17 protein-coding genes and 1 pseudogene are annotated in these 14,368 nt (G+C 36.8%); 8 read left to right on the forward strand and 10 right to left on the reverse strand.

Annotation, left to right across the window (positions count from 1 at the left end; translation table 11 throughout):
* A pseudogene (locus B8780_RS00005) lies at nucleotides 1-314 on the reverse strand (rubrerythrin); the annotation flags it as partial.
* A gap of 180 nt (nucleotides 315-494) precedes the next feature.
* Nucleotides 495-1,358, reverse strand: a complete 864-nt coding sequence (locus tag B8780_RS00010; protein WP_048059488.1) for an MqnA/MqnD/SBP family protein — start codon at nucleotides 1,356-1,358, stop codon at nucleotides 495-497.
* 88 nt (nucleotides 1,359-1,446) lie between these two features.
* Here B8780_RS00010 and B8780_RS00015 point away from each other — a divergent pair, with 88 nt between their 5' ends.
* Together B8780_RS00015 and B8780_RS00020 are read left to right on the forward strand one after the other, a co-directional pair.
* On the forward strand, nucleotides 1,447-2,217 hold the full coding sequence (locus B8780_RS00015) for a carbon-nitrogen hydrolase family protein (protein ID WP_011177761.1): 771 nt from the start codon (nucleotides 1,447-1,449) through the stop codon (nucleotides 2,215-2,217).
* A 2-nt stretch (nucleotides 2,218-2,219) separates the two neighbouring features.
* Nucleotides 2,220-2,441 carry a hypothetical protein gene (locus B8780_RS00020; protein WP_048059487.1) on the forward strand — a complete coding sequence of 74 codons (222 nt, stop codon included), beginning with the start codon at nucleotides 2,220-2,222 and terminating at the stop codon, nucleotides 2,439-2,441.
* Here B8780_RS00020 and amrS read toward each other — a convergent pair.
* Both amrS and B8780_RS00030 read right to left on the reverse strand, forming a co-directional pair.
* Entirely contained in the window at nucleotides 2,412-3,416 is a 1,005-nt protein-coding gene (gene amrS / locus B8780_RS00025) for an AmmeMemoRadiSam system radical SAM enzyme (protein ID WP_084272200.1), read from the reverse strand. The two genes, B8780_RS00020 and amrS, sit on opposite strands and share 30 nt — an antisense overlap.
* A 71-nt stretch (nucleotides 3,417-3,487) precedes the next feature.
* Entirely contained in the window at nucleotides 3,488-4,294 is an 807-nt protein-coding gene (locus tag B8780_RS00030) for an MEMO1 family protein (RefSeq protein WP_084272202.1), read from the reverse strand.
* A 98-nt stretch (nucleotides 4,295-4,392) separates the two neighbouring features.
* Here B8780_RS00030 and B8780_RS00035 point away from each other — a divergent pair, with 98 nt between their 5' ends.
* From B8780_RS00035 to B8780_RS00050, 4 genes are read left to right on the forward strand one after another with little or no spacing between them, the layout of a single operon-like run.
* Complete coding sequence (locus tag B8780_RS00035) at nucleotides 4,393-5,721, forward strand: NAD(P)-dependent malic enzyme (RefSeq protein ID WP_084272204.1); 1,329 nt, start codon at nucleotides 4,393-4,395, stop codon at nucleotides 5,719-5,721.
* A gap of 4 nt (nucleotides 5,722-5,725) precedes the next feature.
* Entirely contained in the window at nucleotides 5,726-6,190 is a 465-nt protein-coding gene (locus B8780_RS00040; RefSeq protein WP_236719330.1) for a GNAT family N-acetyltransferase, read from the forward strand.
* A gap of 25 nt (nucleotides 6,191-6,215) precedes the next feature.
* Nucleotides 6,216-6,785, forward strand: a complete 570-nt coding sequence (gene amrA, locus B8780_RS00045) for an AmmeMemoRadiSam system protein A (RefSeq protein WP_011177756.1) — start codon at nucleotides 6,216-6,218, stop codon at nucleotides 6,783-6,785.
* Between the two features lie 28 nt (nucleotides 6,786-6,813).
* The gene (locus B8780_RS00050; RefSeq protein WP_084272206.1) at nucleotides 6,814-7,530 is read left to right on the forward strand and encodes an enoyl-CoA hydratase/isomerase family protein; all 717 of its coding nucleotides are present in this window, start codon (nucleotides 6,814-6,816) and stop codon (nucleotides 7,528-7,530) included.
* Between the two features lie 91 nt (nucleotides 7,531-7,621).
* Here B8780_RS00050 and B8780_RS00055 read toward each other — a convergent pair whose 3' ends face one another.
* Together B8780_RS00055 and B8780_RS00060 are read right to left on the reverse strand one after the other, a co-directional pair.
* Entirely contained in the window at nucleotides 7,622-8,386 is a 765-nt protein-coding gene (locus B8780_RS00055; RefSeq protein WP_011177754.1) for a pyridoxal-phosphate dependent enzyme, read from the reverse strand.
* A 39-nt stretch (nucleotides 8,387-8,425) separates the two neighbouring features.
* On the reverse strand, nucleotides 8,426-8,731 hold the full coding sequence (locus tag B8780_RS00060) for a hypothetical protein (RefSeq protein ID WP_084272208.1): 306 nt from the start codon (nucleotides 8,729-8,731) through the stop codon (nucleotides 8,426-8,428).
* Nucleotides 8,732-8,806: 75 nt separating this feature from the next.
* On the opposite strand from B8780_RS00060, the gene B8780_RS00065 reads away from it, so the two are divergent.
* Both B8780_RS00065 and purD read left to right on the forward strand, forming a co-directional pair.
* On the forward strand, nucleotides 8,807-9,268 hold the full coding sequence (locus tag B8780_RS00065; protein ID WP_084272210.1) for an SMC-Scp complex subunit ScpB: 462 nt from the start codon (nucleotides 8,807-8,809) through the stop codon (nucleotides 9,266-9,268).
* Entirely contained in the window at nucleotides 9,265-10,521 is a 1,257-nt protein-coding gene (gene purD, locus B8780_RS00070) for a phosphoribosylamine--glycine ligase (RefSeq protein WP_084272212.1), read from the forward strand. Before B8780_RS00065 ends, purD begins: the two co-directional genes overlap by 4 nt.
* Here the strand turns inward: purD and B8780_RS00075 are convergent.
* From B8780_RS00075 to B8780_RS00090, 4 genes are read right to left on the reverse strand one after another with little or no spacing between them, the layout of a single operon-like run.
* Nucleotides 10,511-11,398, reverse strand: a complete 888-nt coding sequence (locus B8780_RS00075; RefSeq protein ID WP_084272214.1) for an EF-Tu/IF-2/RF-3 family GTPase — start codon at nucleotides 11,396-11,398, stop codon at nucleotides 10,511-10,513. The two genes, purD and B8780_RS00075, sit on opposite strands and share 11 nt — an antisense overlap.
* A gap of 45 nt (nucleotides 11,399-11,443) precedes the next feature.
* Nucleotides 11,444-12,307 (reverse strand): ferrochelatase, encoded by an 864-nt coding sequence (locus B8780_RS00080; RefSeq protein ID WP_084272216.1) that lies wholly within the window; start codon nucleotides 12,305-12,307, stop codon nucleotides 11,444-11,446.
* A 20-nt stretch (nucleotides 12,308-12,327) separates the two neighbouring features.
* A complete protein-coding gene (locus B8780_RS00085) occupies nucleotides 12,328-12,765 on the reverse strand; it encodes a hypothetical protein (protein ID WP_084272218.1) in 438 nt (145 codons plus the stop codon).
* 57 nt (nucleotides 12,766-12,822) lie between these two features.
* Nucleotides 12,823-14,265 (reverse strand): amino acid permease, encoded by a 1,443-nt coding sequence (locus B8780_RS00090; RefSeq protein ID WP_084272220.1) that lies wholly within the window; start codon nucleotides 14,263-14,265, stop codon nucleotides 12,823-12,825.
* Nucleotides 14,266-14,368 lie beyond the last annotated feature (103 nt).

Consider the following 14,368-nt stretch of genomic DNA (forward strand, 5'->3'; position numbering starts at 1 on the left):
GCCTCTATGTCGTCATGACCCTCGGACTTTGCGTTCATTGCAACGTTTGAGTACTCTGATACATGCTGCTCTGTTTCTTCCTTTGCCATTTCATTTATGAGTGCATCAAGTCCCTGGTACTTTACCAGTGTTGAGAATATTGCTTTTGCATGGCCCAGCTCGACCATTGCCTTGTCCCTGAGCTCCCTTGCCTCCTCTGGCCTGCCAAGTCTCTCCATGAATTCTGCCGATAGCATAAGCCTCATGTGGTCCTCTGCATTGGCAGTTAGGAGCTCTCTTAAACCCTCTTCTGTTTTTACACCAAGTGTCTGCATATCTATCAAATTTTATTAAGTAATTTTACTATATATCTTTTTCTAACAATTTTTTTAAATAATTGTTAAAGGATAATAGAGGTTTACAGGTTTTCTAATAAAAATGTTTTGTTTAAATATAAATTAAAAAATCTATGCATGATTAATTTATAAATGGTTAATAAAATTAAGAATATAAAATTATATAAAGTTTAGGGATGAAACTTTAGGAAGAACGTTTTTCTCGGCTGCAAAATTGTAGAAGAACTTTAGACCTGATTTTACATCATCAAGATTTACATTGTATTCGCTTATATCTGCGCCTATTGTGCCTTTTATTACCGATTCATCAAGATCGGCGTTCTGGACATCCCTCATAATTTTTACGTCCTCTGGTATGACCTCATTCATGTGGGCCTCGGCGTACTTCTTGCTTTTTAAATATGCCTCCTTGAACTTCATTGCGTTTTCATGTCCCATTGATGAGCTTATAACAACCATACCCATTGGCATTGGCATGTTATTTGATGCGTTCTTCCAGAGGTCCCACATACTTATTATCCTATTTACATTTATGCCAAGCTTTTTTAACTGGTACATTGCCTTTAATTCATGAACTGCAACCATGACTCCGTCATTTTTAACAAGCTCGTTAACCTCATCAAGAACCCTGTGAACAACAATTAATTTTTTATACCTTGGAAAGAAAAGTTTGTAAAGTGTAAATGCCGTTGTGTTCATGCCATGAACAACAAGATTTTTGTTCTGAATATCCTCTTTATCTATGTCAGATATTGATAGAACTGGCATGCCTGTTATACCATCTGTGGCAGATGCAACCGCATTTTCAAGTATATAATAATCGTTCTGTATATATGGATAAAGCGCGGCCGATGGAACTGAAACATCAAGCTCCTTTTTAACGATCCTGTCATTTACCTCCTGAACCGTTGGAACAAACTCGAAATCTATGTCAATATCTGATTTAACCCAGCCCTTTATTAATGGTATGAACGGGTATAAATCTCCTGAATCAGCCAGGGCACCAACCCTTATAGAAACCATGGTTGAATATACAAAAATCATATTTAAATTTCTATACTAAACTTTTTTAGAATGGAAAAAAACAAATTCATATTTTATATAATTAATTATGATAAGGATAGCATTAACCCAAATCCATAGTTCAATGGACAAGGAAAGTAATCTTGAAAAGTTAAGAAAATACACGGAGATTGCAGCCAGCAACGGTGCAGACCTAATAGTTTTCCCTGAATATTTTATGTTTTATAGCAATGATAAAAAATATCTAAATGAAAACGCGGAACCTATTAACGGTATCTGGGTAAAGAATGTTATTAAAATATTCAATGAAAATTCCATAAGCGGCATAGTATGTATAAATGAATTAAATGATAATAACGTCTTTGATACTGCAGTATACATATCAGGTGATGTAAAGGGTTACTACAGAAAGAAAATGCTTTATGATGCCTTTGGTTACAGGGAATCAGATATTTATAAATCCGGAAATGGTCCATTCAACCTTTACAGGATAAATGATATAAGCTTCGGTATTTTAATATGTTATGAGATAAGATTTCCTGAACTGTTCCGCAATTATTCAAAAAATGGCGCTGATATGATAATAATACCATCAGGCTGGTTTTCCGGCCCTGTGAAGGAAGAGCAGTGGCTTTCACTTTTAAGGGCAAGGGCCCTTGAGAATACCGTTTACATTGCAAGCTCCAACCAGATTTACGGTGATTTTACAGGCATAAGTGCAGTTGCAGACCCAATCGGCATTATATCGGAAAGGGCAGGCGAATCAGAAACCATGATATTCTATGATGTAAAAAAGGAAAGAATAAATGATGTAAGGCAAAAAATGCCGCTTCTTGAGCAGCTTAATAATTTAAGGTGATTATGTACATCTATGTAAAGAAGATTTCAAAATATTTAACGTCAAGATACGTTTGTAATATAATATTCGCCTCAATGTATAAAGATGATGATGTATATCTTGATTTCACTGGTGTTTATTACATCTCGAGGGAATTTGCAGAGGCATATAAGTATATGAAGTCTTTGTCAAAAAAGAACATAATCGAAATTAATTTACCTTACTATTACAGGTCTCTTTTTTAATATTATCTTTGTATCATAACCGCATTTTTTGCATTTACCATTTAAATCTATGCCCTTTATATATGATGAAAACCATTCCCTTTTTATTAATAGATTATTGCAGTTTGGGCAGTATGTGTTTTCATATCTTGATAGAACATTGCCTATATAAACATACTTCATGCCAATGGACCTTGCAAGTTCATAATGCCTTAAAAGTGTGTTAAAATCAGTTTCGTGTATTTTTAATAGATAATCTGGATGGTACTTTAAAAAGCTTACCGGTATTTCATCCGATATATTTTTTATTCTTTCAAGCATGTAGCTTGCTGATTCAAGATCATCACCTATTTCAGGTATTATTAGATCTGTTATTTCCACATGTATATTTTTTTTAAATGCAAGATTAATTGTATCATAAATATAATCCGGCCTTGGTATTGATATATAACTTTTATAAAATGATTCATTACCGTTGCCCTTGAAATCTATGGTCATTGCATCGAGGAATTTTGATGCCTCTTCAACAGCCTCCGGCGTTTCATAACCATTTGTTACAAATATATTTATAAGACCGTATTTATGTGCTATTAATCCTATTTCCCTTGCGTACTCCATGAATATTGTCGGTTCATTGTATGTATATGCGATGCCATCGCATTTGTATTTAATTGCCATTGATACAACGTCCTCGGGTTCCATGTAATAGCCTTCAGGCTTTTTTCTCTGGCTCATTTCATAGTTCTGGCAGTACCTGCATGCAAAGTTGCAGCCGGATGTGCCAAAAGATAGTATTCTTGATCCGGGAAGCATGTGAAGAACGGGCTTTTTCTCTATTGGATCTATGTTTATACCCATCGGGAGGTTTTCAACCATTAATTTCAGGCCATCCTCGTTCTTCCTTACACCGCAGAACCCGGACTGATGATTCGCCAGGAGACAGTACCTGTAGCATGCAAGGCACCTGATTTTGTTTCCCTCGGTTCTTGAAAGCATGGTAAAATATCATAATATCTATATATATACTTAATCAATAATTTTTATTTTAAATTATTAATAAATTATTTTTAGCTGTATGCAAGCATTGCGGCGTAGCCAACAACCCTCCTCCTGTCACCACTGGCATCCCCGGAATTGGCATGCCTAAGCAGTGCAATCTTACCATGATTCTTCTTTGTTATATACATTAAAACGGCTATTGCACCAAAGCCGCATGCCGTTATCCTGTATTTATATATATCGTTGAAGAAATCCTTTATCCTCAGATTTATTATGTCATTTATTATTATTTCATCCTTTTCATTGTTTTTATCATAGCTTTCATAATGGTTAAGATCTGATGATGCTATTATTAATGGTATTCTATCCAGCGAGAGTATGGTCTCGCCAAGGTCTCTGGATATCTCATAGCTCTGATCCCCAAGTATTAATGGCACAAAGGTGAACTGATTTTTAAATATATACTGCAGGAAGGGCAGCTGAACCTCAATGGAATGCTCTGTACTGTGCGTTTCAGGATCGCTCTTTATTATTCCGGATTTCATTATAAGCTGTTCCGATAGCTCATTATCTATAATGGAATCGCCAAGTGGTGTTCTCCAGGAGCCGTTACTGTATATTGCCGGATAAAATGGATATCCATAGTGATTTGGACCTATAATAAGAAAGCGCCTTGCATTGTATTCTTTTAATATGCTGTATGATGCCCATGCAATTTTGCCAGAGTATTCATAACCTGCATGAGGAACGACAACACCGAGGATTTTATTAAATTTTATATCGAATCTTTCAGGTTCAAGATTTTTAAAATAATTCAACAGTTCTGATTCTGAATCCGGATAGAAGGCACCTGCAACGTATGGATCCCTTATCATATCTATGCATTGCTAAATTTTATATAAAGATTGTATATTTATATTATTTCGACAATATGTAAAGGAAACATTTAATAATTTATGATAATTAATAATATATGATAGATGATGAGTCCAGAACTCTTGAGTATAACGAAAAGGCTTTAAAGCTTTCAGAGTTCTATAAAGGCAAGGTTGGCATTGTTCCAAAGGTTCCGGTCAGAAGTCTAGATGATTTTTCTGTATGGTACACGCCTGGTGTTGCCGCTGTTGCAAGAAAGATAGCTGAGAACATAGATCTATCCTTTGAGCTTACAGGACGCTGGAATTCTGTTGCAATATTAACAGATGGCACAAGGGTGCTTGGCCTTGGAAACATAGGCCCCGAGGCGGCAATGCCTGTTATGGAGGGTAAATCCCTAATATTTAATTATCTTGGTGGTGTAAACGCGGTGCCGATACCTGTGCGTGCGGCTTCAGAGGATGATTTTATAAAGGTTGCCATGGCCCTTGAGCCATCATTTGGTGGCTTTAATTTAGAGGATATAGAATCGCCAAAGTGCTTTTCAATACTTGAAAAATTACAAAAAACCCTTGAAATACCGGCCTGGCATGATGACCAGCTTGGCACAGCATCGATAACTCTTGCCGGTGTTATAAATGCCTTGAGGGTGGTAAACAAGAAGATTGATGATGTAAGGGTTGTTTTCAATGGGGCTGGTGCTGCCAATATAGCCGCTGCATACCTTTTCAACGAGGCCGGTTTTAAAATGAAGAACATGGTCATGATAGATTCCTCTGGAATACTTGAGCCTGAAAGACCTGATATGGACAGGCTCATGCTAAACAATCCATTAAAGTACAAGCTTGCCATTGATACAAATGAGGACAGGTTAAAGGGTAACCTGATGGATGCGGTTAATGGTGCTGATATAATAATATCGGCCTCAAAATCTCAGCCCGGCATAATAAAACCAGAACATATAAAATTAATGAATCGTGACCCGATAGTTTTTGCACTGGCAAATCCATTACCTGAGATATGGCCAAGGGATGCAATAAATGCAGGTGCAAGAATTGTTGCAACCGGCAGAAGTGATTTTAACAATCAGATAAATAACAGCCTTGTTTTTCCCGGGGTGTTCCGTGGCATTCTTGATGCAAGGGCCAGGAAGGTGAACTTTAAGGTCATGGTCTCAGCATCATATGAAATAGCAAATGCTGTAAAGAATCCTGATGAAAACCATATTGTGCCTGATATGTCAAACTGGGAGTTATATCCAAGGGTTGCGGCTGCAGTTGCATCCAAATGTTCCGAGCTTGGCTTTGCAAGAAAGGCCGGCGATTATAATACATTTTTAAAGAGGGCCACAGATATTATAGAGGAAAACAGAAGGCTTTACGATACATTAATAGAAAAGAACATAATTAAGATTGCAATGAGGTGATAGCTTGGAAATACGCCTGATGGAGGAAGATGATATAGAGCAGGTAATGGATAGGCTTTTGAGATTAAAAAGGTTGAACGCGGAATTTGACAAATCATTTCTTGTGTCTGTTGAATCAGAGGATGAGATAAAAAACTATATAAAAAAGATATTAAAGGATGAGAATCATGTCCTGCTGGTCGCCGATGACAATGGAAAGATAGCCGGAATATTAATGGTTGATATACTTTTTAGGATATACTATTATCCAAAATACGAGGCCAGGATAAGGGAGTTCTACATAATGCCTGAGTACAGGAACAATAACCTTGGAAGGAATATGATCTCAAAGTTAACTGAAATTCTTAAAAATAAAAATATAAATTTCATAACCGCAGAGTTTCCAACAATGAACACAATTGCTGCAAATTTCTATGAAAAACTTGGATATCACCAGCTGGTCAGTGTTTATTCAATGATAAAAAAATAAATAAATTTTGCATTTATACTATATTATGATGGTGTTTGATGATGCATATCTATCAGGTCTTTCACCAGAGGATGAAAGGATTATTATAGATATAGCAAGGTGCGCAATATTAAACAAATTCAGGCTTCCATGCAGTGAGCCGCAGATCAATAGCAAATTAAAGGTAAGAAAGGGCGTTTTTGTTACTGTTAATAATGGATCTGAGCTCAGGGGCTGCATTGGTTATCCAATGCCGGTGCTTCCACTTCACATTGCCATAAAAAATGCTGCAATTCAGGCTGCCTTTGCCGATCCAAGGTTCGAGCCGTTAAGAAGCTCCGAGATCAACAAGATAAACCTTGAAGTTACAATACTTGGTGATATGAAGGAGATAAGCTACTATGATATAAACACGATAATAATAGGCAGGCATGGAATTTATATAGAATCCGGCATTTACTCCGGAATACTGCTGCCGCAGGTTGCAGTTGAGTACAACATGACGCCAATAGAGTTTTTAAGACAGACCTGCATAAAGGCCGGTATTGAGCCTGAATGCTACAGAAGACCTGATACAAGGATTTACATCTATGAGGGGAAAATAATAAGGGAATGATTATAATTGAAAACATAATACAAGTATTATGATAATTGATGAGAATGATGAATACCTAATTATAAGGATGGATAACGGACTGAACACACTGGATGTTGATGCAATAAAGGAGATAACAGATAATATATCAAAAAGGAAGCCGACGATTATAACAGGTAATGATAAGGCATTCTCTGCAGGTGCAAATGTAAAAAAGTTCCTTGGCCTGTCAAAGAGCGATGCATATAATATAAGCAGGCAGGCACATGAAATGCTTTTAAAGATAACCGGGAACAACATGCCTGTTATTGCTGCAATAAAGGGCTACGCCCTTGGTGGTGGCTTTGAGCTTGCGCTGGCATGCGATCTCAGGTTTGCAGATCTGGATGCAAAATTCGGCTTCCCCGAGATAAAACTTGGCATAATACCTGGCTGGGGCGGAACCCAGAGATTAAAACCATTAATAGGCGAGACCAGGGCAATGGAGATGATATTGACAGGAAAAATAATAGATTCAAATCAGGCATTTTCACTTGGAATATTAAATTATATCGGCGGCGATTACATGAACAGGGCCATTGACATGGCCTCAAGCATATACAATAAATCACATGAGGCGGTATCCGCCATAAAATACCTTTTAAGACAGGGATCGCTGGATCTTGAGATGGAGAGATTCGCAGGCCTCTTTGATGAATACAATTCAAAAGAGGGCATAAATGCATTCCTTGAAAAGAGGGAGCCAAAATTTAATTTAAATGATTGATTTATTTTTGTAATAGTATATATATTTTTCACCGCCATCAGGAAATACTGTTACAGTTTTTCCCCTTTTGTAGGTCTTTGCTGCAATGTAGTTAGCACCCGACGAGGGGCCTACAAAATAAATTGTATTTGCTTAAAAGCTCTGAAACGCCCTTTAAGGCTGCATCCTCACTTATTATAAACACATCATCTATATAATTAATATTTTTATCTATTATTCCATGATTAACGGATAAAAATGGATTTCTAAGTCCAAAGATCCTTGAGTTTTCATCAGGTATTATTCCTATAACCTTAACATCATGGTACTTTTCCTTAAAGTATTTTGATATTCCTGATATTGTACCACCGGTGCCAATGCCAATGACTATTGTATCGGGCTTTCCCATGTCATGTTCTATCTCAGGTGCTGTTGTCATGTAATGTGATAGATAATTCATATCATTGCTGTGCTGGTTCAACCTTAAATATTTTTGGGGATCACTTTTTATAAGATTTTCAACGTATTTTATTGACTGTTCCGTGCTATTGCCTGGCGTTGTTATGTAATCAACACCAATTCTTGAAAGCATGGCCTTGGTTCCATCGCTGGCACCCTCGGGTATTACAATAATGCTTTTTATGCCAAGCTCCCTTGAAATACCTGCAACTGCTATGCCTGTGTTGCCTGATGATGCCTCGACTATAATTTTATTTCCGATTTTATCCATAACCGATGAGATCATAAAAAATGCGGCCCTGTCCTTTATCGAGCCAAATTTATTTTTATACTCTGCCTTTGCATAGATTCCATCAAGATTTAAAAGAGGTGTATTTCCTATGCCGTAAGAATACATTGAGCCTGATATGCTGTACATAATATGTAATTTCAATATTGTTTATATCTTTAACCCAGATTATTTTTTTACATCTATTAATACCTTAATAGGCATGCCAGGAAATGCATTTATTTTTAATGCTGTTGCAGATGGAAGGAAAAGCCTGTCAACCGGGCCGCAGTGTGCAGGGTTTAAATAGAACTTCGTTTCTATTGATACATCATTTCCATTGATATTAATTATTGATCCTGAAAGCTCCTTTTCATACATGATATCAAATTTATACGATAAAAGCCTCCTTTCTATATTTATATTATAATCAGATGAATCCTTAAATGATGGCTTTAAAAACCTTTCATACTTTAGCTCACCGGCGAATTCCATGGATCAATATTTAAAAGAATAATAATAAGCTTTCCAAAAAACAAAGAATTAAAAATTAATAGATATTACAATTTCATGGATGATCTTTCAAGGAAGGTTGAGGCCATACTTTACTCTTGCGAGGAGCCATTAAAGGTTTCAGATATCGCAGATTACCTAAAGGTCAGCAACGATGATGTAATAAGGGCCATGAAATTAATAGCAAGATCATATAACGAGATAAATTCAACACTTGAAATAAAAAAGATAGGTAATAAATACAAAATCCAGCTTTCAAACGATTTCAATGATGTTGTTTATCCATTTGTAAAAAAGGATCTTGACAAAAAGGACATTGCAATGCTCTCTTATATATATGGTAAGCCCGGTGTCATAGCAGGTGAACTCAGGGAGAACTTTGGTTACAACTTCATGGAATCTGTTAAAAAACTCAAGGCCGAGAAATTAATAACATCACATAAATATAGGAATACATTTAAGTACCATGTTACCAAAAATTTTTATGTACGCTTCAATGTCAAGGATGATAAGAAATGAAGATCATGCTTGTTGGCAGCGGCGGCAGGGAGGATTCGATAGCAAGAAACATTGCATTAAACCATGAGCTTTATTCTGTGTTAACCAATGAGAACCCGTCCATAATTAAAAACAGTAAAAAATACATTTTTTATGATAAAAAAAGGCACGACCTCATAGCAGACTTTGCATTAAAAAATAATATAGATATCGCCTTTGTCAGCCCTGATGGCATACTGGCAAATGGCCTTGCCGATGATCTTATAAAAAATAAGATAAAAACAGCATCACCTGTAAAAAGTGCGGCAATGATAGAAACATCGAAGGCATATATGAGATACATAATGGAAAAGTACAATATACCTGGAAACATTGAAAATGCAACTTTTAATAACAAGGATGCCGCAAGGGATTACATAACATCAATGAAAGACGTTGCTGTTAAACCCATTGGATTAACCGGTGGCAAGGGCGTTAAGGTTACCGGCATACATTTAAATTCCGATGAGGCAGTAAGATATGCCTGTGATATAATCGATAGGGACGGCCAGGTTTTAATAGAAAAAAAGGAAACCGGCGAGGAGTTCTCACTTCAGGCCTTTTCCGATGGTTCACATCTATCCTTTATGCCTGTGGTCCAGGATTATAAAAGATTGTATGAGGGCGATCATGGACCAAATACCGGCGGCATGGGTTCCATTTCAGATAGGGATTTCAGCCTGCCCTTTTTAAGAAAGGACACGCCTGAAAGGGCCAAAAAAATACTTAATAAAATTATAGAGGCCATGAAGGATGAGAATAATGCATTTAAAGGAATTATATACGGCCAGTTCATGGAAACTGATAATGATGTAAAGGTAATAGAGATAAACGCAAGATTTGGCGATCCTGAGGCGATAAATGTTAATTACATACTCGATGATGATTTGGGCATTATATTCCATGATATTTTATCAGGGAACGTTAACAGGAGTATAAAATACATGAGAAAGGCAACTGTTCTTAAATACATAGTCCCGCCAGGATATCCGGAAAACCCATCAAAGGTAAGAATCAAAATAGATAAAACATTGAATTCAGATGTTTACTATGCCTCTGTTTCAGGAACTTTAAATGATGTTGAAACCCTTGGATCAAGATCCATTGCAATTATTGCACGCGGCGATTCCATAGAGGATGCATATCTAAAATGCGAGTCCGATCTAAACGCCATTCATGGTGAATTCTATGTAAGGCATGACATAGGTGATATAAGAAAAAAGATTAAAAATTGATCCTTGCAAAGACCCTTGGAAATATGTTATTGCTGGAAAGAACGGTAAAATTTTCTATTACAGGTAACCTCTTTTCAAGTATTATCTTTTTATTTTTAAAAATGCCACGCTGGTACCTCATCATTGTGCATACGAATACCTCGCTGTTTTCGTTTAACCTTGATTTAACAGCATTATGATAAATTATATCGCCGTCTATCTCATTTTTATATTCAAATGGTCTGTCAGAAAGGATCATGCCGCGTGACATTTCTTCAGGTTCTATATTTTTTAATGCAAGGCCAACCCTTGATCCCGGGCCTGCATAATCCTGATCAACATCGTTCATCTGTATTGATCTTATCTCGATCTCACGGTCAAGGTCTGATATTATCAGTTTTTGATGTTTTTCTATTTTCCCGGATAAAACAAAGCCAAGTGCAACGGTTCCGACACCACGAACCTTGAAGAAATGATCTATTAAAACATATGTTTCATTTTCTGATGCATATTTTAATTGCCTTAAATGATCAAGAAGCTCCATGGGCCTTCCATCAAATAAAGTATAATCAAAAGCTGTTGACTTTAATAAATTTGATATCCTGTTTTTATTTTCATTTGATATTACAAACAGTCTTTTTTTGCCCATAAGCTCAAGTGCCACAAGAACCTCGCCAAGATTTTTATCTATGATATCACCGTTTATAATTGCAGCCTGGGCCGGATATATTGAATCTGTTAACGATGAAACCTTGTCTGGATATCTAATTGGTTCCATTATTGTAAATATATCATTATCCTTTCTATGATATATCTCTATATCGCTTTTTGTGCCTGACTTTGCAATATCCTTTATAAAATCCTTTGAATTGTAAGAGAATATATTTATCGAGCTCATTCTTGGTTATTTTTAATGCATATATATCCTTTTCAATAAAATATTTTATTTAATATTCGATATAATTTTATTTCTTATGGCCATTACCAGTGTATCACTGCATGACGGCGTTTCAACCCTGTCATATGATATTCCATAATCTTTTAATTTGTTCTTAAACTCGATGTCAAGATCGTAAAGTATCTCAAGATGCTCATATATAAAGCCTATTGGTATCACCGTAACTGAATTGTACTCCTTTAATTTATCAATGTAATCGTATATTGACGGATAAAGCCATTTTCCGTGCTCCCCCTGGCTGTAAAATCCATAGAAGTAGTCATCCTTTAAAAATGTATTAGAAAGGCGCCTGGCAGTGTTTATTATAAGGTTTTCATATGTGCTCTCATCGCTGTAAAGAGGCAGGCTGTGGGCTGCAAACAGGAACGGCGATTCATTGTACATGTGGCCGGAGATCTTTTCTATCCATGCAGAGTATAATAGCTCCTGATCCTCAAGGCCGTTTAAAAATCTAACCCTTGCAGTTACATTATACTTTTTTAAGGCCTCATTAAATGGTTTCTCGTATGAATTCTTAACATTGTTTGTGCTAAATGGGAATAACGGAATTGCAAAGATCTCATCAAAGTCTTTTGAATCCTCAACGATGTTTTCTATCCCCGGCTTCCAGTGCTTGTATGCCTGTGTTACATCAAAATCATATTCGCGCAGGGCTTTTTTAAGCTTTTCCTCTATGCATTTTAATATGTCGTTTGATGGCGATCTTCCATTGTAAAGCTCATACTTTTTCCTGTTCTCGTTGTAAATCCTTTCTGGAACAGGATCGCCATAGAACACCATTGAAAGATACTCACCAAGCTCATCTATGCTCTCAGGGCTTCCATAACTTAAAAGTATCAATCTGCGCATGACATAAGATAAATTTTCACTTAATTAATTTTGGTATTAGATTTTTTAATAATGTATATATCATCCCTGCTCATGTTGCTCATGGATTTTACAACGCCCATAACGATTCCGGATATTAATAGTCCAGCATCGCTTCTCAGGACGGAGCATGATATGTACATCTTTCTGCATGCATCGTCAACGGCACCAATAATTATATCCATTGCACCGACAAGCGGTATTCCAAAAACAAAGTTCACATTTTTTTGAAATGCGTTGTTTATTGTGTATCTTAGCCTTAGCTTGTTGTATTCCTCAACAAACTGGCATACTATATGAAAATTTGGATCTGATTCAAATTCCATTGAAAGGCCATCCCTGCCAAGGATCCTTACATGGTTTTCAATGCTGTCATCTGCTATAATCCATTGAAACGCCTTCTCACGAAAATATGAGGCCACATCATCGGCTGTAACCATTAAATGAATATAAAGAATCTAAATAAAAAATTATAGTTTATGAGAAAACGATTTATATTAGTATGCATCCTTTTCTATGTCAAATTCACCGGCGTTTATAAGTCTCTGTGGCATCTTTCTGTAGTAATGATAGGTAAATGCAAAGCCGCCAATGACTATCCATATTATTGTTATTATAAATGATGCCAGGTAGGCATCATTCACCCCTGTGGGATTTGAAGCCCACCTTGTTATTATATTATCAACGGTAAAGTAAAGTACCACCAGGCCGACTATGGTGGCAACCGAGGGCGCAACACTATGCTTCCAGAAATTAAACTGGTTTATGCGTCTTGCATACAGTGTTAGTGATGTGTTTGCAAGCATATGAACCGCTATAATTGATATGCCAGTACCGGCCTCGAGAACGAATGCGGCATCCTCAGGTCCAAAGATGAGACCAACTGAAACATCCAGGACGAAGGATATTAGGGCCCATGCTATAACTGCATTGGCAGGTGTCCTGTGCTTTGGATTGATCTTCCCTATCGACTCTGGAAAGACTATTTTATCCCTGGCAGCTGAATACCACCACCTGCTTACCGCCGTTGCCTTTGAAACGCCGTTTGATGCATAGCTGTTTATTGTAAATATAATTAACAGAACAAGGCCAACAGGGCCAAGATATTTTGAAAACACGACAAGACCGGCATCACTGGTTGATGCAAAGCTTGCTATATGCCCTATGCCCCAGCCAACGGTCAGTGCATATGTTGCCGGTATCAGGGCTATTGCGGTCATTATCATTGCAAATACTATTGATTTTCCTATGTTCTTTTTTGGCTTCGTGATCTCCTCAGATATTGTTGTTACAACACCGCTGCCTGTAAAATCAAGTATCGAGAAAACAGATGCGAACATTATTGATGCGAAGCCAACGCTGTACTTTCCTGATATATCAAATGGTATTGTGCTGTTTCCAGGACCAACCTTTATTATTATAATTATCGCTGCTATTAGCAGAAATAGAACCTCAGCGAGACCTGTTATTGCCGTATAATTTAATGACGGCCTTATGCCGAGGTACGTTATTATTATAATATATGCTGTGAAGATTGCGGCAAATAATATCCATATATAGCTTAAATGTGTTATTGCAGGCGATATTAAAAATATAAAGCTTGATAAACCAAGGATTCCAAAGGCCGCACCGGTTATATCATAGTAAAGAAAGCTAAGTGCCGTTGGCGTTCCAAGTATTCCGCCTTTTGTTGCCGATGCGGCATAGGCATAGTAGCTGCCGGCATTGGATTTGAACTTTGACAGCTGGTATGGTGTTACCATCCATAGGGCATAGATCAACCAGCCAAAAATAACGGCAAGTATTGTCTGGGCACCGGCGATTGAAAATGATGCAACAAGCAGAATTGCTATATCGGCTGCAGGAGCCACCTGTCCCAGGGACTGAAATGTGCCCTGAAGCAGACCTACTGAATTTCTTTTCAGTCTTGACCGAATCATGGTATTATTAACATTTCTTAATTAATTAAAAATGTTGTGTAACTTAAAAAGCTAATTTATATAAAGATAATTTTGTTATTCACAATAAATTGTGATGATTTAT

It is taken from the genome of Picrophilus oshimae DSM 9789 (genome assembly GCF_900176435.1).
Taxonomy (GTDB): domain Archaea; phylum Thermoplasmatota; class Thermoplasmata; order Thermoplasmatales; family Thermoplasmataceae; genus Picrophilus; species Picrophilus oshimae.